Source organism: Oscillatoria sp. FACHB-1406, assembly GCF_014698145.1.
In the GTDB taxonomy this organism is placed as follows: domain Bacteria; phylum Cyanobacteriota; class Cyanobacteriia; order Cyanobacteriales; family Spirulinaceae; genus FACHB-1406.
On sequence record NZ_JACJSM010000028.1, the window covers coordinates 1 to 20839 of the forward strand.

General features: G+C 48.2%; 13 protein-coding genes and 3 CRISPR repeat arrays (1 of these 16 cut by a window edge). Of the genes, 8 read left to right on the top strand and 5 right to left on the bottom strand.

Annotated features, from left to right (window positions below; genetic code table 11):
- Positions 1-116 precede the first annotated feature (116 nt).
- Positions 117-629 (bottom strand): helix-turn-helix transcriptional regulator, encoded by a 513-nt coding sequence (locus H6G50_RS20870; protein ID WP_190720830.1) that lies wholly within the window; start codon positions 627-629, stop codon positions 117-119.
- Positions 630-877: 248 nt separating this feature from the next.
- On the opposite strand from H6G50_RS20870, the gene H6G50_RS20875 reads away from it, so the two are divergent.
- Entirely contained in the window at positions 878-1837 is a 960-nt protein-coding gene (locus H6G50_RS20875) for a site-specific integrase (protein WP_190720833.1), read from the top strand.
- 85 nt (positions 1838-1922) lie between these two features.
- On the opposite strand, the gene H6G50_RS20880 is transcribed toward H6G50_RS20875, so the two are convergent.
- Positions 1923-2147: a hypothetical protein gene (locus tag H6G50_RS20880; RefSeq protein ID WP_190720835.1), complete on the bottom strand. Its 225-nt coding sequence runs from the start codon at positions 2145-2147 to the stop codon at positions 1923-1925.
- 354 nt (positions 2148-2501) lie between these two features.
- Between H6G50_RS20880 and H6G50_RS20885 the strand changes: the two genes are divergently transcribed.
- Positions 2502-5741, top strand: a complete 3240-nt coding sequence (locus tag H6G50_RS20885; RefSeq protein WP_190720837.1) for a type III-B CRISPR-associated protein Cas10/Cmr2 — start codon at positions 2502-2504, stop codon at positions 5739-5741.
- A gap of 170 nt (positions 5742-5911) precedes the next feature.
- Positions 5912-6808: direct repeats of the CRISPR family, unit length 35 nt; unit sequence GTTTCCATTCGATTCATTTTCCCCGAAGGGAAAAG.
- 311 nt (positions 6809-7119) lie between these two features.
- Here H6G50_RS20885 and H6G50_RS20890 read toward each other — a convergent pair.
- Positions 7120-7536, bottom strand: coding sequence for a hypothetical protein (locus tag H6G50_RS20890; protein WP_190720840.1), 417 nt, complete (start codon positions 7534-7536; stop codon positions 7120-7122).
- Positions 7537-7859: 323 nt separating this feature from the next.
- Here H6G50_RS20890 and H6G50_RS20895 point away from each other — a divergent pair, with 323 nt between their 5' ends.
- From H6G50_RS20895 to H6G50_RS20915, 5 genes are read left to right on the top strand one after another with little or no spacing between them, the layout of a single operon-like run.
- Positions 7860-9050, top strand: a complete 1191-nt coding sequence (locus H6G50_RS20895) for a type III-B CRISPR module-associated Cmr3 family protein (RefSeq protein WP_190720843.1) — start codon at positions 7860-7862, stop codon at positions 9048-9050.
- Positions 9047-9934: a type III-B CRISPR module RAMP protein Cmr4 gene (gene cmr4, locus H6G50_RS20900; protein ID WP_190720846.1), complete on the top strand. Its 888-nt coding sequence runs from the start codon at positions 9047-9049 to the stop codon at positions 9932-9934. Before H6G50_RS20895 ends, cmr4 begins: the two co-directional genes overlap by 4 nt.
- Before the next feature lie 36 nt (positions 9935-9970).
- On the top strand, positions 9971-10465 hold the full coding sequence (locus H6G50_RS20905) for a hypothetical protein (RefSeq protein WP_190720850.1): 495 nt from the start codon (positions 9971-9973) through the stop codon (positions 10463-10465).
- Positions 10462-12360: an RAMP superfamily CRISPR-associated protein gene (locus H6G50_RS20910; protein ID WP_190720852.1), complete on the top strand. Its 1899-nt coding sequence runs from the start codon at positions 10462-10464 to the stop codon at positions 12358-12360. The genes H6G50_RS20905 and H6G50_RS20910 overlap by 4 nt, the downstream gene beginning before the upstream one ends.
- Before the next feature lie 48 nt (positions 12361-12408).
- On the top strand, positions 12409-14307 hold the full coding sequence (locus H6G50_RS20915) for a hypothetical protein (protein ID WP_190720855.1): 1899 nt from the start codon (positions 12409-12411) through the stop codon (positions 14305-14307).
- Between the two features lie 799 nt (positions 14308-15106).
- Here H6G50_RS20915 and H6G50_RS20920 read toward each other — a convergent pair.
- Positions 15107-15373, bottom strand: coding sequence for a hypothetical protein (locus tag H6G50_RS20920; RefSeq protein WP_190720858.1), 267 nt, complete (start codon positions 15371-15373; stop codon positions 15107-15109).
- Between the two features lie 421 nt (positions 15374-15794).
- Positions 15795-17258 carry an AAA family ATPase gene (locus H6G50_RS20925; protein WP_190720861.1) on the bottom strand — a complete coding sequence of 488 codons (1464 nt, stop codon included), beginning with the start codon at positions 17256-17258 and terminating at the stop codon, positions 15795-15797.
- A 95-nt stretch (positions 17259-17353) separates the two neighbouring features.
- A CRISPR array of direct repeats spans positions 17354-17602; the repeat unit is 35 nt; unit sequence GTTTCCATTCGATTCATTTTCCCCGAAGGGAAAAG.
- Between the two features lie 430 nt (positions 17603-18032).
- Here H6G50_RS20925 and H6G50_RS20930 point away from each other — a divergent pair.
- Positions 18033-20360: a tetratricopeptide repeat protein gene (locus H6G50_RS20930; protein ID WP_190720864.1), complete on the top strand. Its 2328-nt coding sequence runs from the start codon at positions 18033-18035 to the stop codon at positions 20358-20360.
- 183 nt (positions 20361-20543) lie between these two features.
- Positions 20544-20839: direct repeats of the CRISPR family, unit length 35 nt; unit sequence GTTTCCATTCGATTCATTTTCCCCGAAGGGAAAAG; it runs 245 nt beyond the window's last position.

Below are 20839 nucleotides of genomic sequence, written 5' to 3' on the forward strand. Positions count from 1 at the left end.
TCTTACCGTTTTGTGCGGTGGCTCGACCAGAACCAAAACGTATTTGCGGCTTATAAAGCGAGCTTGGGCTATATTTGGGCTTAAGATTCGCTAAAGTCCCGATAACTATTTGACCTTCAACTCTTGATTTTTTTCGGTTGCCGCTCACCTAACTCAACCAGCAATTGGGTTCGCTTCTCAATTTCATTAAAATCGACAACAAAATTTGCAGATTTTAAGTCAATGGCTAAAGCTTCAGTGACATCAATGATTTCTAGCCAACTCGCGCATTGATAGTCCGAATCCTCATATTGTTGGATTCTCTGTTCGCTCAAACCCAACCTTTGCGCCAATTCTTTCTGCGTCATTTTGGCAGCAATCCTTGCCCCAATTAACACCTTGGGCAGTTCTAGAATTGAATTGATATGAATCTCTAACTTCTGGGTTCGTTCCCAACTGACCCATCTGTCATACTCATCAATTTCGGCTTGAAAAGCATCTCGATGGCTCTGGAGTGCTGAGCGTCCTACTGCGTTCTCAGGAGCGTTGGTGTTGGCTTCCTGAGTTTGCCAGTCAGAGCGAGCTAACGCTTCTTCAGCATCCTTAAGTAATTCTTGGGTGTATTCATATTGTATTTCGTTTTTAATCATGGCAACCACCTTAGTAAATCTAGCGCAATAATTCCTTTTGGGTTTCGTTTGTCCATTATCTAGGAGTCCTCACCACACATAACGCAAAGCGATCGCCCCGCCCCCCTAAAACCCCAAATTCTGCACCGCTGTGCGCTTCGTCGGATGCGTAGTTACCTCCTCAAACCTGGACAAAGACGCGAAATCGCCCCCATACCTCCGTAAAAACGTGCAAAAATTAGACGCGAGAATGCTAGATTAAACGTCTAATGGTCCTTACCCTCGACCTTCCCTCTCTTCCCCCAGAGTCCCTCAAGTTAACCTCACCCGTTCCCCTCACCCGCCATCCGGCTGCCGTCTATTTAGCTGGATTGAGCGAAGGTTCCCAGCGCACGATTCGCTCGACCCTTAACGCGATCGCGTCTTTACTCACTGCCGGGGAGTGCGACGCTCTGACCCTCGATTGGGGGAAGCTGCGCTACCATCACGCGGCGGCGGTGCGGGTGGCCTTGATGAACTCTTCTTTGGCTCCGGTGACGGCCAATAAGATGCTCTGTGCCTTGCGGCGCGTTCTTAAGGAGGCTTACAAGTTGGATTTAATAGACGCAGATAGTTACACTAAAGCCATCGATCTGCCCAACATTGAAGGGGAATCCCAACCGCGAGGGCGGGCGCTGTCGGGGGAAGAAATTGCGGCGCTGCTGGCCGGTTGTAAGGGCAGTAGCGCGCGCGACCAGCGCGATGCGGCACTGATTGCCATTTTGCGCGCTTCTGGGCTGCGGCGAAGCGAGGTGGTGAAGTTGGCTATTCACGATTGGCATCCGGCGACCAACGCTTTGGAGGTGCGCCGGGGGAAACGGGGCAAAGGGCGGCGGGTTTATTTGAACGCGGCGGCGGTGGAGTATTTGGAGCGTTGGTTGGCGTTGCGGGGGGACGAACCGGGGCCGCTACTGTGTCGGATTTGGAAGGGGGGAGGGTTGCAACTCGAGCATTCCCTGAACTCGGATGCGGTGTGGCGGATTTTGCGCGGGCGGGCGGCGCAGGTCGGGTTGGAATCGTTCAGTCCCCACGATTTTCGGCGGACGTTTTGCAGCGATTTATTGGATGCAGGGGTGGATATTGTTACCGTGCAGAAGTTGGCGGGTCATGCTTCTCCGGTGACGACGGCGAAGTACGACAGAAGAGGCGAGGAGGCAAAACGGAGGGCGGTAGAGGATTTGGGGTTTTGATTCGCTCAGAAGAAGTAAACGGTCAAAACCTTAAAGGCACGAGCGACTAACTGGCGATCTCGTTCATAAGTGGCGACACCGGACTTCAAGGAATTGAGAGAACGGGTATTAGAGGTTGAAAGCGATCGCGCTGGTAAAGACGAAAATTCTCCTCTTCCTCGAAACTCAACTTGCATAACAACCGAAACTGGAGGGGTGTAGAAAGAGGATTGACTCGCTCGACAACCGCCTTGACGCGAGCGCCACGCTGAAGCCCTTCAACAAATAATTTTCCCGTAGGAGGGCGGACGGAAAAGAAAGAGTTATCCAAAGCGCTCGAATATTGCGATCGCGCTTTATCGCTCTCTACAGAATGAGGAATTACGCGACTTGAGGAATGTCACGCACTCAAAAATTTATAGGCTCTGAGTTCTGAGGTCTAAATTCACCGCATCTATTGCATCTGGAACGTTTCTTCTCCTTCCCCGAAGGGAAAAGCAGAGATGGCAAGCGTTAGAACCCATCACTCCGACATTTTGTCCTTCGCATCAAAACCGAGCGCTTGCCGATTTGAAGTGATAGATTTGAAAAAATGAGTGATGGGTTATGGATGAATGATGAGTTTTGACTTGTTCCCTTTTCAACCGTTCGTAACCTATCCCTTGTAACTCGTAACTCGTAACCCATGCAACAGTTTTATCGCCGCAAACTCTACGCCCTGCTCGATAATGCCGACCTCTGCAAGCAGTTGAATTGTTGGGGCGATCGGCAAGAGGAGATCGCACAATGGTGGCAGCGGAACAAGCCCCTCGTCGAAGAGATTGCCAGTTCTTCAGATCGCGCCAACCTAGAGTTCGAGCGTAGTTTGGATACTATTCCCCTCAAGCATCCCATCAGCGGGCAAGATAGAGAGATTCAACGCAGCCACCCTGTCGAAATCGACCTCTCAACCCTCCAAAACGAGACCGATCCCCAAACAGTTTTCTGGTGGTTTTGGCGATTTTATCCAGCCCTTAAAGCTATAGCCCAGCCCGATAGCCTCCTCGAACCGCAACATCAAATTTTGCCCGACTGCCCCATCCCTAGCTACCGCGCCACGGTGTCCGCTTTAGCCGGAATTCTTGAGGATTGGGAATTGGGTGAAGCGCCTGAATATCCCTATTTACTATTATTTACCTTCTCGCCCATCCAAGAATTTATTAAAGCTTCCCGCAAATTCCTAGATTTTTGGGCGGGGTCTTACTTACTCCATTACCTGAGTGCTAAACTTTGCTGGCGCATTGCTAACTGTTACGGCCCCGACGCGATTGTTACGCCGTCGTTATGGAGTCAAGAGATTATTGATGCTTTGCTGTTGAAACAATATCCAGATTTTCGGACGACTTTTGAGAGCATTAGCAGCGATCGCAAAAATCCTCAAACTCGCTTCCAGGATAAAACCAGTGTTTCTTTATCGACAGCGGGCTTCCCCAATACGATTGTTGTTTTAATTCCCGCTTCCGAGAAGGAGAAGTTAGGAAACAATCTCGAAACTTGGTTAAAGGAAGAATGGCAGGAGATCGCCGAGAAAGTACGCGAAGGCAACCCCGATAGTCAAGTGGAACAACTGCGCCTGGGGATTCGTGAAAGGACAATTCAACACTTGCAACAACTGCAAACTCAGAATGACTCAGACCAGCACAATAGCTTAGAACAATTCTTAACTGAATTTGGGGGCGATCGCGAAGCCAATCGTCGCGACTTGCAAAGGTGGTGTAACATGAGTTGTTGGAAGTGGCGATCGCTCTGGAACGCACAGATCGACCATACCTGGCAGCCTTACTGGGTTGCAGTCCCCCTTGGCGATCCCGGCACACCCCTTCAAATTGAGGAAGCCGAAGAAGATTATCGCTTCGATGAGGCGTGGCTTAAGAGTCAAGAAACCGTCGCTCAAACTCGTGCCAAGTCCCCGCCGCCGACAGAAGCGGAAAAGACGATCTACCGAACCTTAAACGTTGGAACCTGGTGGGGATCGATTCAAGCCCGTTTGGGACAAGCGGTACGGGCGGTGAAAAACACCCGCATCTGGCAAATCCCCGCAGCGCCGGGATATCGCTCTACGGTGTCGGGACAGTCGAGCGCCCTGCATCCCGGTTTCAGTTACAGCAACCAAAGGTGCGAGGGGCGCGGTATGCCTGCCGAATCGATGCGTCTCTTTTGGCGGTTGATGGCAGAAGTTTATCGCGGACTGTTCGACGGTTCAGAGCAACTCAATGCCATAGAACTGACTAAACGAATGGCTTGGGTTTATGGCGGCGTTGCCGAGTCATTGGGGATCGATTTGAGACAATTAAATGACGAGTTAGATGAGGGAGCGACAGGCGAACTCGACTATAACCAATTGATTCGTTTTCCCAATCTCAGTTCGATCGCGGCGGCTCGATTTGCCGAACGAGATGCGTCCCAACAATCGGGCAAATTGCGAACCTATTGGAAGATTTTGAACGACTCGATCGCCCAACAAGAAAAAGAAGAGAAGGAAAGATTAGCTCGCCAACAAAAAGAAGGGAACCAAGGGAAACCCAAGCTGCGGCGAGAGCGCTTTGCTGCCCGCACCCGCCGCCCCTTCCAAATTCCTAAAACCGATGCAGCGATTAATTCCCAAAGGCAAGCCGGACAGGACTATAACGGTGTCATGTTTTCGAGCAAGTGGCTCGCCGAAGACTTAGGATTAGATCGCCAGGAGCGCGCTCGCCTGCGCGGTTTAGTCGATGCAGCGCACCGACATCCCAGCGTGGGCTTTGGTGAAACTTCCCCGGCGGATTGGTGGGCGATTGTTTTAGGCGATGGCGATGGTATGGGAGATTATGTGTCCGGGAAAAAACTCCATCGCTACGAGCGTTATTTGGTTGAAACCGATGCAACTCAGTTTTTAACCGAAAACCGCTATCGCCCTGCGGATTGGGCGCGCAAACGAGAAGATTTTCTCGCCCAGTTTGGCTCCGGTAACAGCAGCGATGACAGCAGCGATGAGACAACGCTGCTAAAAACTCACAAGCGTATGGGACCAGCAACCCACATCGGTTTGAACCGCGCTCTGTTAGATTTCTCCAATCGCCTCGTTCCCTACCTGACTCAGCAGCGGTTTTGCGGGCGGGTTATCTACAGCGGTGGCGATGATGTTATGGCAGTATTGCCCGTCGAAGATTTGCCCGAATATTTGCTCTCGCTGCAAGCCGCTTGGTGCGGCGGAGAGGATATCTATCCCACGGACGGGGACGTAAAATTCGTTTCCGAAGGCGGGTACTGGCAGCCGCAAGCCGAACCGGACAATTTGTGCGGCTTGCCCAATCGCGCTCTGTTTACGATGGGAGAAGGGGCAACGATGAGTTTCGGCATCGTTATCGCTCATAAAAGCGTTCCTTTACCCGTCGTTCTCAATGCCTTATGGGAGGCAGAAAGCGATCGCGCTAAAAAAATGCTCGGTTCTGCTGCGGACATTCCCAGCAAAAATGGGTTGTGCTTCCGAGTCCTCTACGGTTCCGGCAATCAACTTGAAGCGCTGCTCAAAGGAGAGTTATTGGCGGATTGGTGGCAGTGGCTCGGACATCCCAGCCCCGAATATCGCCAGGAACTTAGTTCTCTGCTCTATCGCCTCGCCGAAGATTTGCCCCGCCATGCTGTTATTACTTCCGAGCATTTCCTCATCGCTAAAGCAGCCCGCGCGATCGCTCTACGGCGGGAAGAATATAAAAATATCGAATACACAGTTGAGCTACTTTGTCAATGGTTAGAGCGATGGGAAAATTGGGCGAACGGTGCGAGCGATCGCGCAAAAATCCGAGCAACTAAACCTCTGGGCGCAACCTTGCCCGAACTCGCTAACCTGCTGCGTTTTTCGGCTTTCTGGCTAGACAAAATAGGTGATGATTTGACATCCGGTTGAATGACCATAGTCTGTTTCTCGCTCCAGTCCGCAGGGAAGTCAATTAGGGTGGTGCGGCTGTTTATCCGGATTTCCTATGATTGCTGATTACAGCTTCTCAACCCTTGCATATTTCATAACTTACTAAATCATGATTCCCTTTAGGCTAACCATAAGGTTAGCCTTTTCAATTGTCCATTCGATTCATTTTCCCCGAAGGGAAAAGCAATGCCGCCAAGCAATAGCGGATCATATAGTTATGTTTCCATTCGATTCATTTTCCCCGAAGGGAAAAGGGTATTGTTCAATCTGTAAAAGAGACATGACGGGTTTCCATTCGATTCATTTTCCCCGAAGGGAAAAGATGTTAGTAAGCCCACATATGTCTGCACTAAGTGCGGAACAGTTTCCATTCGATTCATTTTCCCCGAAGGGAAAAGACTTTCGATCGAGAATGCGCCAAACAAAGATTGAAAAAGTTTCCATTCGATTCATTTTCCCCGAAGGGAAAAGGTATAATCCGGCTGACAAAGCCAGATTCACGTGGCGAAGTTTCCATTCGATTCATTTTCCCCGAAGGGAAAAGCTGACCCAGTAACTGGGAAAGCAGTGATTGTTTATCGAGTTTCCATTCGATTCATTTTCCCCGAAGGGAAAAGGGTTCAGATCAAAGATTTCCGCACTGGGAAATTTGTGCATGGTTTCCATTCGATTCATTTTCCCCGAAGGGAAAAGAATGGGTTTTTACTACTCTGATGAACAAAAAACAGAGTTTCCATTCGATTCATTTTCCCCGAAGGGAAAAGCCTCAGACAACAATGCAGTTAGACGGTAATAGTAGTTTCCATTCGATTCATTTTCCCCGAAGGGAAAAGATTTGAAAGAACAAACCTCTCTCCAGAGGAAAAAAGTTTCCATTCGATTCATTTTCCCCGAAGGGAAAAGCGACTGTATCGCCTTTTCTTCTGCTACATTTTCCTCGTTTCCATTCGATTCATTTTCCCCGAAGGGAAAAGTTTCACTGACGGCGAAGTTTTCTCAAATACAGATGACGTTTCCATTCGATTCATTTTCCCCGAAGGGAAAAGGCTACCCTTCTAGAGGGCTTGTCCTGACTGCATTATACACCCCTCGATCTGAGGCTCGGCAAAAAAGGGGTAAATAATCGCTACAGATTCTCAATAAGCAGCGGAGTGACCCCCTCCAAACCCACACCCAGAGCGGTATCCGAGGCAAACCACGAAAGAATGCGGGTTTCAGCGATCTCGAACTTGCCTCAGCAAATTGAGGAAATGGAAGAAAGCGGGAGATAGAAAAGATTGATAGCGAAATATTGAAGCAGAGCATAAAATATCGTCAAAATCGCGTTTCCTTCCTGCCCTTAACTCGTCCTAGGTCTTCAAACTTCCGCTGTTTCCAGGCTTTCTAACCACTCCCGATAAGCATTTTGATTCCCGCCGAAGGAATCGAGAGAAACTTGACGCTCGGGCATGGGTTCGAGAGGAGCATCAATCGGGGCATATTCACAATAACAAATCGCGATCGCATCTAACTCACTCGTGGGGATTTCGGGTGTGTAGACTTCAACGCGCACAACTTCCCAATCGCTCTGACGGTAGTGCGTTTTTCCCCCCAAAGAATCAGAATCATCGAGTTTGAGAAATTCAGGAGGGCGATAACCCGGTTCGGGTAGTGGTTCGTCAGAAGAATCCCAATGTTCCGCAATCGTCCAAGTCAGCGAACCGCTGGGCTGCAATTTCCGCTCTCGCCACTGCGGATCCTCGCCTTGTGCTTGAAAAATAATGTATTTTCGCATTCTATTAATCCTCCCAATCGGCAGCAGTTTCGTGGGGTGGCTTTGGAAATTCCGTTTTCCCTTTAAAAACACAGTCTACTTGAAATATTGAGTTAGGTGCGGGTGGAAGTTCCTCAACGTCAAGTAGTTTCCAAACTAATAACTCATCACCGAGCGAGACATTTTGTCCTTCGCATCAAAACCGGGCGCTTCCTGATTTGAAGTGATAGATTGAATGAGTTATAAGTACAATCTCTGGTTTTCGACCGCCCACAGCCCATAACTTATAACCCATAACCTATAACCCATAACTCATAACCCATAACCCATCCCTCATAACACAAATGGAATGGTACGCGATCGCGCCTCTTGATGTCCTCCTATTTCGAGAAGCCAAACCCTTTAGTCCCGGCGAAGGTTCCCGAGCCGAAAGTCAGTTTCCTCCCTTTCCCACCCCCGTCTTCCAAGCCCTGCGCTCCGGACGGCAAACCGATGAGAACGCCCCCAACCCGCAACATCGAGACTTAGAATTTATCGGCCCCTTTCTCCTCGACGAAACTCTAACCCTATGGCTGCCGACTCCCAAGGATTTAGTCGGAGTCAAACAAGGGCGGGAGAATGATGACGAGAACGACGAGAGCGAGGAAGCGAGCGGCTGGAAGCGCCTCGAGCGCCTCGTCAGTTGTACCGATACCAATATTCCCTCCTGGCAATACGTTTGCTATCCTTCCGATTCCCTCTCGCCGATGGTTCCGCCCGAACTCAAGAAGGACGAGTATATCTGCGGTTCGCCTTCGCCGTGGATGAAGATTTCTGCTCTGCTGAACTACTTCAATGGTGGAACCGTGTTTAAGCAAGAGGACTTCTGCGAAGACCCTTGGGACGTGCAGATATTGCCTCACATCCAGATGGAATCGGGGCAGCGTCAGGTGCGCGAAGAAGACGGTTACTTTACCGAAGTTGCCACGCGCCTGAAACCGGGATGGCAACTGGTGGCTGGAATGGAGGGAAACTTCACCCCTTCCACGCCCTTCGTGGCGCGCTTGGGGGGAGAAGGACACCGAGCAATGGTGACGAGGATAGAGGAACCCGCCCTTTTAACGGACTTGAAGGCGCTGTGCGAACGCCCCCTTCCCCAAACGACTGAGGAGAAAACGACTGAGGAGAAAACGACTGACAAGAAAACCTTCGCTTACCTGCTAACCCCCGGACTAGCGAGGGTGGGAGACGAAGATATCTATGGCGCGTATCCCAGCGCTTGGCAAGCGTACCTGCGGGGATGTGCTAGCGATCGCGCTTTGCTATGGGGCGGCGTTACTCTGGCACGCAGCACCGATACAGCGACAGGCCAAGAAAAAAAAGAATTTGCCTTGTTGCCCCAACGCGCCTTCGTACCGCCGGGAACCGTGTATCTGTTCGAGTCGCTGCCTCCCGAACCCCGTGTCTTGCTACCGCCGCGAGATGAGCGCCATAACTGGCTGCAAACTTTCTACCGTCTCAATTATGGAAAATTACTATGGGGTCAACGAAAATGAGTAAAAACTTTTTAACTTACCTCTATCTCCTCTCACCCTTGCATACGGGCGGGACTGCCCAAGAAGGAAATGTTGTCGGAATCGCTCGCGAAGCGCATACTAATTTTCCCTATCTGCCTTCGAGCAGCACTCGCGGAAAATTGCGCGCAGAAGTCGATTTCGATCCTCAAGACCCAGACGCAGAGATTAAAGCGCGAATCCGTAGAATTCAACTTTTCGGTCCCGACCTCAAAGACCTTCAAGATTCAGGTTTTCTTGAATATTACGAAATGGAAACCGACCGCAAACTCGCCCAACTCGAGCAGGGAAGTATTTGGATTGGCGACGCTTCTATTTTGTGGCTCCCCGTTCCTTCTATTAGTCATGGTGTAATTTGGATTAGCTGCCCCTTACTCTTACAGCGATGGACGCGGCAGCGATACGGAAAACAAATTAATGTAGAAGAGTATAGCAGCAATCTACCGAATAAAGGCACTCTTTATCTCAAAGATGCAACGATTCCGGGTAACAAATTAGTCCCTTTTCCCGACGGCAAAACCTGGAACGATTTTGTTCCTAATTCTACCGAAATGAGCATCAACTCCGTTTTAGTTGTTCCCAATCGCTACTGCGAAACCTTAATTGAGATGAGCTTGTGGCGACAAGTTAAAGTTAAGCTCAACGAATATAAAGTTGTCACCGATGGAAGTTTTCGCTACGAAGAAGCAATTCCTCCCGATACGCTGATGTATTTTCCTTGGGGCGAACTCAGCAAACCCCAAAACAACGGTTTTCAACCTCTGGAGAACTTCAAAACTTTACTCGCAGAACATCAAATTATTCAATTTGGCGGACAGGAAAGTTTGGGGAGAGGTTTTGTTCGACAATGGACGCAAACCGACTAATGCTTAAATCAATTCTGAAAAGGAGGAGGTAAAAAAATGAGTTTAGACTTAGGCGATCCTCGCGCGATTACTCAGCCCGTTTACGAAGCTTTAAATGGTTTGCGTTCTGCTTATAACGTCGCCAGAGATAAGGGGCAGATTAAGGCAGAAGACTATCAAAAACGGCTGCGAGAGCAAAAGAGTCAAACGCAAGAACTTTATACTTTTTTAGCTACCTGGGGTTTAATGCGCTTGCGAGCCGAGGAAATGTCGCGAAATGATTGGGAAAAGCCGCCTGCGGAAATTCCACTTTTTCAAAGAGCGAAGAAAAATCAGGAAGGCAAGCGCGAAGCAATTTCTTGCTTTTTTGAATGCTTGGAGAAAGTTGCTAAAGTGAATAATTTGGCGAGCGAGAAAGGCATTGAGACGTTGAACCAGTTAAAGTCAGAAGACTACATTGGCTTAACTGGAATTGCCCTAGCTGTTGCTAAAGAGTTTAGCTTTTGGGCGGATGCTATTTATCCCGATATCAAAGGAGGCGAGAGCGAATGAATCCTAATTATCCCGGTCATCCCTACCCCCTTTGGTTGAGGGAAGACCGCCAATTCAAACCGAATAATACGGCTAGTTTTGTTGAATATTTACGCTGGATGAGACAGCCGGAGCGAGAGATCGACAGCAGCGAGCGCGTTCAAATACAAATCTCCAAAGAGAGTCAAGCTCAGAACAACTTTACTAAAGAACAAGTCCTGCATAAGGCGGTCGAAAAAGCAAGCCACTACGCTGAATATTTTAAGCAAAAAAATCGTCAAACCGCGTTAATTGCGGGCGAAGAAAATACTTTCAGCGCGCAAGGCGTTGGGCGATCGCGCGTTGGGGGAATCCGGGGACCGGAATCGATACTTCTCCCCGCTTTCGACGCGCGAGGAATGCCTTATATTCCTTCGAGTTCGTTGCGGGGTGTCGCTCGCAGTCAAGGGGTACGCGCGATCGCTAGAGAGAGAATTGCACGTCTTGAAGAAAGCGGTCAAGAAATAACGCCTTTGGATTGGGATGCAGCCCGAGAACAAGCCGAGCGAGAGATTGCCCGTTATTTTGGAGATTTGGACGCAACTGAGGCAGATCGTGCTGGGAAAGTTATCTTTTTGGATGCCTATCCTTGCGGCAAAACTTGGGGGAATAGCGAAAAAGGATTGGCGATCGATATGGCAAATTCGATTTGGAGTTGGGAGGGAGATAATCCGAGCTATAAACCCAATCCTAATTTATTCTTATCGTTGAGAAACGTTAAATTGATTGTTGGGTTGCGTCCGGGGAAGTTTTGCGATCGCGCGACTTTTGAGAGAGTTCGCAATTGGTTAATCGAAGGCTTGCAATTGGGAATTGGCTCTCAGGTCAATTCTGGTTGCGGCGCAATGGAAATCGCCCCAACTCAATCGCTGCAACAGCCCTTCTTTCAGGTTAACTTTAGCCTCACGGGTCAACTCATTCACAGCTATCAAAAAACGGAATGGAATGCCCAAAAAAATAAGTTTCAAACCGTTCAATCGGAAGCAGAGGTGAGAGCGATCGCGTTTAAGTCAATGCTGCGCTACTGGTTTCGGACTTGGGCGCGCGGAGTCTTACCCGCTGAGGTAATCCGCGATCGCCTCGAACCGCAGTTATTTGGCTCGATTCAGCCTCAAATTTGGGGTTGGTTAACTTGTCGCGTTGAGGAAACGTCACATCTTCGCCCTCGCACCCAATTGCAGGGGAAAGAAGGAAACTGCTTGCAGCAACAAGGGATTCTCAAACTGAGTTACTCCCCTCAAGCGCCCGAATTCCGGTATGACGCGATCGCGCGCCTGTTTGTCAATCTAACCTGGCTGATGTTCCATCTCGGCGGTGTCGGACAGGGAGCGAGGCGACCTCTTTATTCTCGCCAAAATCGAACCGATCCCAAACCGCCTTGGTATCGGGGTTGCGACTTGAGAGCAACCCGTATCGAACCCTCAGAAATTGCCTGGGAACGACCAGAAACCCTCGAACGCTTCGCCGAGCAGTTTCAACAAAGAGTCCGGGAATTCTACTGTGCCTTGGGGGAATTAGCAGGCGCTTTTGAAGGGTGTTTGCCCTTACCCGTTCGTGGAGAGGCGATCGCGCAGTTTTCTCGCATTGTCGTCTGTACTGGGGATGCGATCGCCGATAAACCCTTTGCTTTAGGAATATTGCACCAACAAGCTCATTTAGGAAACGGTCGATACGATCCCGACCTCTGCGGCGATGCCAACAGTAACCCCTCTCCCATTTGGATTGCCAATTTGGGTCAGTATCAGGTTGTTACCGTTTTCGATAGCGATCGTGAAAAACGTCAATTGTTCCTCAACAACCTACAACAAAATGCGACAAACTATCAAATCGTCTGGAACAACCCAAGCGTCGCAAACTCGCTCGAAACAATTAACTAAACTCATAACTCATAACTCACAACCCATAACCCATAACCCATAACTCAAATGACTCTTCTCATCGCTAACATTGGTACTTCTGACCTTGCCGTTAAGATTGACAACTATTACGTTCCTATTGGCTTCGATCGCAACGAACCCAATATCGAGGAAGCTGAAGCACAACTTAATACTGAAGAGGAGACAGCCTGGAAAAACCGCTCCTTGATTTCTTCTAAACTGGCTAAATTATTAGGATTAACCGTCGAGCGCCCTACTTTTCGCCAACTTACCCAAAGCTTGCTCTCGGCTTACCAAAAAGACCCAGAAACTTGGCACGAGCGTCTTCGTCCGGCACGGATTTTTAGTGTGGTTCAAACAGCACATGAGCGATTTAAAGTCAATCAAATTTATATCTTTGTAACCAATCAACCGGAGATTGTTCAAAGCAAACCCAATCCGGGGTATGGTACGGACAGCATTCATCTCTACGAAATTCTCAAGCTTTGGTTCGAGCGACATTTTTCCCATCGACTCGCCTTACAATTTGTTGTAATTCCCCCAGAAATTAGCGCGATCGATATTGATGGACTGTTCAATGAATACTATAAATTTTTCTTGCAGCGAGAGCCTCAAGAACTGACTCTAATTAGCGTTAAAGGAGGAACGCCGCAGATGCAAACAGCGCTGCGAGTACAAGCCATTTCTTCCAATCTCACCCAGCAAATTTATCTCGAACCGCGCCTCTCGATTGCAGAATTATTAGCAGGGCAGCCTTCAGCTTGTCAGACAATTTCTTATTGGCGCTATCAACGCCTTCAAAAATACCAATCTGTTAAGCAACTGTTGAAGCAATGGGACTTTGATGGAGCGCGAACCCTGCTTCAAGAATGGCAAGTTACTTTGCAAAATATTGCCAAAGATTTGGAGTCGAGCAATGCGCCGGATTTACCCGCCAGTCAAGAAACAATTTCAGCTTGTGTTAAAGCGCTGAATATGGCAATTGGTTATTTAAACTTTGATTCTACCTTTGCAAAATCTGAATATAAGAGCGATTCCGAGCGTCTGAAAGCTTTTAAACCTATCGTTGATAATTACCCCCTAAAACCGGGAGAGAAAAATAAACATTATCCCAAATTGCTTAATCTTTATACGCAATGCTGTCTTTTTTGGCATAGCGATCGCATTGCCGACTTCCTGACGCGCATCGGCTTGTTTTATGAAGAAACGTTGCACGAGCTAATTTATGCTCTTGGGGGCGATCTGTATTTTGACAGACCGCGCCCTCGCGGCGATTGGGTATTGAATACCAATGATTTATTAAATAAAAATTTCGCTTTGGCTCAAAAGTTTTACCAAATTGAGAAAGTGATGGGAAAAGAAAAGGGAAAAGAGTTAGCTTTAGTGTCACAATTGAATAAAGGGAATTGCATTATAGGCGATCGATGGAAGAAACCATTGTCAAAACAGTTTAAGCTTCCCGGTCGCATTACCAAACGCAATTTTGCGATCGCGCTTCTGGAAACGTCCCCTTCATTATCAAGAAAGCAGTGCGATACAACAGCAAAATCGCTTCTCTACGGGTTTAAATCCCTTGACTACTGGTGTCTCAAGCGGAATAAGCTCGTTCATGGCGCTAGAGGCATTTCTAAGCAACGAATGAAAGAAGTTCTTCAAGAAGATCGTGAGTTTTATGCGAAAGAACAACCGAAAGGAACTTGGATCGATTACGATATTAAAAATTCGGTTGGCGATGCGAGCGAACACGATAAGCTGCTCGATGTCATGACGGAGATTAGTCGTTTGACCCTAGAACTTATCGGAACCCCCGAACAGCGATCGCTCCTGCGCGAAAATCCCGGCTACTTCGAGCCGCAGAACGAAGTTTACTATATCTATTCAGAGATTGGCAATTGGGTGGTGCAGAACCTGGAAATTGACATCCTCACCGCCCTAAAAGTGCGGTGATTCCTAAACCTCACGCGCCCATCCATGTTTTTGAGTTCTCCTCAAAAACGAGGACGCTACGATTCAGGTTTCTGCTTCATTGCAACTGCCTCCACCCGCAAGGAGTTTTATGGTCTTACGTTCGCTCCACAGACTATCCCCGCTAGCCCAGCGGTTCTCATGTGTCGAAATTCCGAAAAGAATTTCTAGGTTTTTGGTTGATTCGAGGGATAGCTCTACCCATTGCCCCGTCCTCTTTTCCCGGTCTACCGATTTTTCTTCCCCGTTGCGAAGTTTCGCAAGCTTTGGTGTTAGGGTTTATGTCTCCATCGTCGCGGGTGGGTCATTGACCAACACGATTCTACCAAAAATTAATGTAAAGCCGTGCTAGTGGTCACTGAGACTTCGGCGTGAGCGCTCAGTCGAACGCTTGTCGAAGTGAAGCACGGGGTTTCAAACCCATTTTTCTGATGAGAAAATTCTTTCTGCTCCCTTGGAGCCAAAACTTTCCCAGGAAATTACGCCCATTGCGAGACAGGTTCCTTCGCTCTTGGCGCGAGTCTCTGACTGTGTGGCGGATGCCTTTATCCTACCATCAAAAGCCGCCCTAGAAGGGCGTAGCTCTGTATCCCATTATTTTCGGTCACGGTGGCTGTCGTCTCCAAGCGAGTTGACTAAACACATTCGTTCTCGCTGGACTATTGCCTTATGCCGTTCGGGACTCAAGTCTTGCCTGCTTTCTAAGTTCTCTACTTTCGCGCGTCCTATCAAAGTAATATAACATAAGACACTGACTTCTGCCAGTATCTTATGTTATTTGTTAGTTGGCTTGCGATCGCTCCAATCGGGCGAGTTTGTCGTTCAAGCGCTGTGCTGCGCGTTCGTTGCAGGTTTCCATGACGATGGAAGCCAATGACTGGATGGCAACGTTGAAGGCAAGGTTATCGCAGTAACCCGTTACCCCAGCCACGAGCGCAAGGACTGCCACCTTAATCGCGACGGTTCGCAGGAGTTCTTGGCGGTGCTGGCGTTTTTGGAGGAGTTGGACGTTGGGGGAAGCGGTGGAAACGGGTTGAGTCTGCGGCATGGTGCTGGCTCCAAGCGTTTAGTACCAAACACATTGCTTCGTTGGAGTTCGTTTGCCTGTCTTCTCTCGACCGTTGTTACTCTTTAACGATAAACCCCTAGCCGTCTGCTGTCAATGGATGTGATGCGAAGGACGAAATCATCGTTTGTAATTCGTAATTCGTAATTCGTAATTCGTAATTCGTAATTCGTAGTTCGTAGTTCGTAGTTCGTAGTTCGTAATTCGTAATTCGTAGTTCGTAATTCGTAATTCGTAATTCGTAGTTCTTAACTCATCACTCGTAGTTCTTAGTTCGTAGTTCTTAACTCATAATTCATAATTCATAATTTATAATTCATCACTCATCACTCATACATAACTCATAATTCATCACTCACAACTCATAATTCATAATTTATAACTCATCACTCATAATTCATAACTACTCTTTCCAACTTTCTACAAGCTGCTGATAGCGCTCTAATGCCAAACTGCGGACTAAGTTGTGTTGCCCCAAAACTCGTTTGCGATTGCGATCGAGCGCTTCTTCGACTAAAAAACGATAACTCAATTCCAACAGCGCGCGCTCCTGACGTTCTTCGCTGCACGTTTTCCCTTCAAGGCGTTTGACTAAATTAGCTAATTGCAGCAGCCACCCTTGGACTTGCACGGGCGTGCGATAAACTGAAGCAGCACAAAGTAACCAATACGCATCCGGGACTTGACTCGATAAGCGATCGAATGCAGCACGCAACCGCTGCCGGTTGACTTCCAGACGCACCTTAAAGGTTAGTTTGTGTAGCTTCCAATTATCATCAATTCCTATTGCTTTTTTAATATCTGCTTCTGCCTCTGCCAGCGCCCTCTCCACGTCCTCAATTTTCGATTTTACCTCCTCCCAGTAAGCAGCAACATCACCCTCAAAGGATTCCCAAATTTCGCCAATAACCACCCGCAATACGAGGGGATGTCCTTGATAAGCTTTTCCCAATCGCATTAAAAGCGGCTTGTCGGAAGAAGCCGCCTCAATATCGAATCCAGTTATTTCAAATAAGGCTTCTTGTTCGGCTTCGTTGAGTCCCATCAATATATGACGGTGCCAAAAATGAGCGTAGCGCTGCTGTACGATTTGGAGAGGGAGTTCTTGAGAGGTGATAATGATGCGACTGACAAAAGATTGAGCCGATAACACCCCGAGAAAAAAGCGTTCCCACCAAGGATCGAGGAAATTTCCCCAGCCTTCTTCTTCATTGCCTGATAGCAAATTTTCCAGCGAGTCAATCAGAACTAATACTTGTTGGTGTTTCAGGTAATCTAGGACTCGCTCTAACAAGGTAGCGGGTTGGCTTTCTGAAAAAGGAATCTTTATGCCCCAAGCTTGCAGCCATTGAGTTGCGGTACTCAAAAAGTCTGTGGCTTGACTGGGATTGTCAAAGCTGGCCCGGATAAAACCTTGCTGCCAATTGCCTCCGAACCAATCGGGTCGTTCGAGTGCGATGCGTTCGGCGAGAGCGGTTTTTCCGACTCCTGTCAGTCCCAGAATTAGCAATAATCGAAAAGAATCTGTCAGTTTTTCTGTTAGTTCTGCGACCAGTTTTTCTCGTCCTACCCAGTTATCGTCGCAAGCATAAAGGGGGACAGGAGGCAAATCGTTTTGAGTCTTAGAAATGATTTTTATGGAGTCGGAGAGCGGTTTAACCATCTCCTGTTGCTCTAAGCCTAAAACATGACAAATTTCCTCAAATTTAGAGACGTAAACGCGACGACTATTGATGAAATTATTGACTGTGGAGAGAGATATCTCGATATGAGAAGCGAATTGACCCTGAGTAAGAAAACCATTGCGTTCTAAGGCACGAAGAACTTCAGGTTTGCGCTCTGGATGAAGTCGGACGGAACGCGGCATAAGCAGTTTTTGAGAGCCGGGTTAGGGATAGCTGTATTTTAGCTCAGCAATTGCTCTGGTAAAAATAACCCTCACTTTGGCTTCTGCTCGTGAGGGTTTTCATTCGATTCATTTTCCCCGAAGGGAAAAGCAGCCAAATGCAGTGTGAACAAGCAGACAAAGACCAGTTTCCATTCGATTCATTTTCCCCGAAGGGAAAAGATGAAGCAAAACAGCGATGGGAGTGCGGAAATCCGTTTCCATTCGATTCATTTTCCCCGAAGGGAAAAGTGGCAATTTCAGTTTTAGCTGTACACCAGATGAACGCGGGTTTCCATTCGATTCATTTTCCCCGAAGGGAAAAGGCTACCCTTCTAGAAGGCTTGCCCTGACTGCATTATACACCCCTCGATCTGAGGCTCGGCAAAAAGGGGGGAAATAATCGCCACAGATTCTCAATAAGCAGCAGAGTGACCCCCTCCAAACCCAGACCCAGAGCGGTATCCGAGGCAAACCACGAAAGAATGCGGGTTTCAGCGATCTCGAACTTGCCTCAGCAAATTGAGGAAATGAAAGAAATAAAGAGGAAAACAAGATTAACGACGATTTATAAATCTGGAGCATTAAATTTAAGCGAATTTAGGCTTTTGGCTTTTCTAACTTCGCTGCTGGCGATTGGGTCTGCTACGATTTTCGCTTCGGTGAGAGATTTAGGGAGAGGGCGACAAAAGTGACTTGCTCCCTCCCACGAGTCTCTCTTACAATTACGATGATATAAATTCTCCAAAATTTAACATGGGAGCGCGCACGAACGATGGTTCTTCAAGCCAGCGGCTGTTTGCAGAGCTAGAGATCGATCTCGACAATGTTCCTCTCGAATATCTCTCTCATTATACGGCAGTTCAATATTATCTAGTCCTCGAAGACGAACCCCCGCGCGATGCAGAGAAGCTGGAACGGGGACGGCGATATCTAGAGACATTTTACCATCTGTGCGAGGTAGAAGAATGGAAAAAAGTCTCCCAAGTTCTTTTGGCTCGCCTCGATACTTCAACTCAAGACGCACTTCATTATCAACTCAGTCTTTGGGGTTACTACCATCAACAAATTGAGTTATACGAAAAGCTTTTAGATAAGTTAAGTGCAGAAGCCAATGCTTTGTGCTTGAGCGGCTTAGGTTGCGCTCACTATTCTTTAGGAAATTATCAACAAGCTACGGATTATTTCGATCGCGCGGCTGAGATTGCTCGGCAAACGGGCAATTCGATGACAGAAATTTCGGTACTGGCTGGACTGGGTTCGATTCAACACGAACTGGGGAACTATTCGCGATCGCTGCAATTGTATCAACAATGTTTGCAAGCAGCCCGGAGTCAAGGTTTTCTCTCTTTAGAAGGCTTTATCGAAAGCGAACTGGGCAACCTCTACGAAGCGTTGGGAGAGTACGATCGCGCCCTAGAATGCCACCAGCACCATTTAGAGATTGCCACAACCCTAGGAGAAATCGAATATGAAAGCAAAATTTTCGGGAATTTAGGCAGTATTTACCATTCTTTAGGAGATTTCCAACGCGCTCTCTCCTACCACCAACAGCATCTCGCTCTCGCTCGCGAGATTGAGGACAGACGAGGAGAAGGAAAAGCCTTAGCGGGTTTGGGCAGTGCTGGGTATGCCTTGGGAAACTACCCTCAAGCCCTCGATTACTTCGAGCAGTATCGCACCATCGCCCGCGAAACGGGCGACCGACAATCAGAAGCGAATGCCTTGGGGAGTTTGGGCAATGTCTGCGCTGCGTTAGGGGACTACCCTCAAGCCCTCGATTACCACCAAAAACATTTAGACATCGCACGAACATTAGGCAATAAGCAAGGTGAAAGCCAAGCATTCGCTAACCTGGGCAACGCCTATCTCGCTCTGGGACAATATGCCGAAGCCCTCGATTGTTACCATCGAGATGAGGAGATTTCTCGCATTTTAGGCGATCGTCGCGGTCGAGCTAGATCGGCGAACAATCTCGGCAGTCTTTATTACGTTCGAGGCGATTACGATCGCGCTTTGGAGAACCACCGCGCCCAATTAGAACTCTCCCGCCAAATTCAAGACCGCGCTGGGGAAGGGATGGCGCTGAACGGTTTGGGCAATGCTTGCCATTGTTTGGGTCAGTATCCTCAATCGATTGAATACCATCAGGCGCACCTGGAGCTAGCCCGGGAAATCGGCGATCTCGCCGGTCAAGGTTTGGCACTCATTGGTTTGGGTGGCAGCTATCACTGCATCGGGGCAAACGAGCGCGCGATGGCGTGCTACCAGGAAGGTTCGCGCCTCATCTCCGACAAAGGCGATCCCGCTCTCCAAGCTCGAATCCAGGGCAATATGGGGGTGATTTACACCGTTCGAGGACAGTACGCAGAGGCAATGGAAGCTCAGCAAACTTGTTTGGCGATTGCACGCCAAATTAAGAGTCCTTCTCTAGAAAACAGAGCTTTGGGTAACATCGCTCAAATTTATCAATATCAAGGACAGTACCAGCAAGCAATCTCGTACCGGCAACAGCAATTGACCATTGCACGCTCTCTTGGCGATCGCTTCAGCGAAGGGGCAGCGCTGGGCGGACTGGGTGACGCTTGGTATTCTTTAGAGGAGGTGGATGTAGCGATCGATTACTACCAGCAAGAATTAGTCCTCGCCCGAGAGATCGGAGATCGTGCAGAAGAAGGAACAGCTTTGGGGAGTTTGGGTAATGCCTGCGATGTTTTAGGAGAATACGAACAAGCGATTGTTCATTACCAACAGTGTTTGGAGATTGCCCGCGACATCGGCGACTTATTAATGGAAGCACAAACTTTAGATAACTTAGCCGATACGTTAATTAAGCTGGGACGATATTCGGAAGCTCTGACATTTTTGCAGCGCGCGATCTCGCTTTGCCAACAAATTGGCGTTCGCTCGACTGAAGCCTTTGCGCTCAAAACTCTGGCAATTCTTTATTACGAACAAGGAGAGTTATCCGAAGCACTCGAATACTGCGATCGCGCTTTATCGCTCTCTACAGAATTAGGAATTGCGCTCCTTGAGGAATGTCAGGCGCTTAAGGATTCGTGGGTTATGAGTTTTGAGTTATAAGTTGGATGAAATTGCGATCGTTATTCGCCGTTCTATCTTTGCCGTATCTCTGTGTCTGGAGCATTCCCTCTGCACTTTCATTTTGGGGTGAAGCAAAAAAATCGATAGCGCTATCTTTTTAGGGCGCGATCGCTGTTTAGAAATTCAACAAAAAAGAGCTTGAAGAAGCTCTCAAAAACCCTGGTTTCCATTCGATTCATTTTCCCCGAAGGGAAAAGCTATTTTCGCTCTAGTGGCTATCGCAGTTGGTTGTTTCCATTCGATTCATTTTCCCCGAAGGGAAAAGAATTAACAGCTGAAGAGGTTGCTGCCCTCAGCAACCAGTTTCCATTCGATTCATTTTCCCCGAAGGGAAAAGTATGCACTGTAAACCAAAGAAAAGTTGGTATAACAATGGTTAACAGTTTCCATTCGATTCATTTTCCCCGAAGGGAAAAGAGGGGTTTGAAAAGGGATTGAAGCAACAGTCGCGTTTCCAT

Excerpts from the sequence above, each read along its gene's own strand:
- H6G50_RS20870 (WP_190720830.1), bottom strand. The coding sequence starts at position 629 with ATGATTAAAAACGAAATACAATATGAATACACCCAAGAATTACTTAAG.
- H6G50_RS20875 (WP_190720833.1), top strand. The coding sequence starts at position 878 with ATGGTCCTTACCCTCGACCTTCCCTCTCTTCCCCCAGAGTCCCTCAAG.
- H6G50_RS20885 (WP_190720837.1), top strand. The coding sequence starts at position 2,502 with ATGCAACAGTTTTATCGCCGCAAACTCTACGCCCTGCTCGATAATGCC.
- H6G50_RS20890 (WP_190720840.1), bottom strand. The coding sequence starts at position 7,536 with ATGCGAAAATACATTATTTTTCAAGCACAAGGCGAGGATCCGCAGTGG.
- H6G50_RS20895 (WP_190720843.1), top strand. The coding sequence starts at position 7,860 with ATGGAATGGTACGCGATCGCGCCTCTTGATGTCCTCCTATTTCGAGAA.
- cmr4 (WP_190720846.1), top strand. The coding sequence starts at position 9,047 with ATGAGTAAAAACTTTTTAACTTACCTCTATCTCCTCTCACCCTTGCAT.
- H6G50_RS20905 (WP_190720850.1), top strand. The coding sequence starts at position 9,971 with ATGAGTTTAGACTTAGGCGATCCTCGCGCGATTACTCAGCCCGTTTAC.
- H6G50_RS20910 (WP_190720852.1), top strand. The coding sequence starts at position 10,462 with ATGAATCCTAATTATCCCGGTCATCCCTACCCCCTTTGGTTGAGGGAA.
- H6G50_RS20915 (WP_190720855.1), top strand. The coding sequence starts at position 12,409 with ATGACTCTTCTCATCGCTAACATTGGTACTTCTGACCTTGCCGTTAAG.
- H6G50_RS20920 (WP_190720858.1), bottom strand. The coding sequence starts at position 15,373 with ATGCCGCAGACTCAACCCGTTTCCACCGCTTCCCCCAACGTCCAACTC.
- H6G50_RS20925 (WP_190720861.1), bottom strand. The coding sequence starts at position 17,258 with ATGCCGCGTTCCGTCCGACTTCATCCAGAGCGCAAACCTGAAGTTCTT.
- H6G50_RS20930 (WP_190720864.1), top strand. The coding sequence starts at position 18,033 with ATGGGAGCGCGCACGAACGATGGTTCTTCAAGCCAGCGGCTGTTTGCA.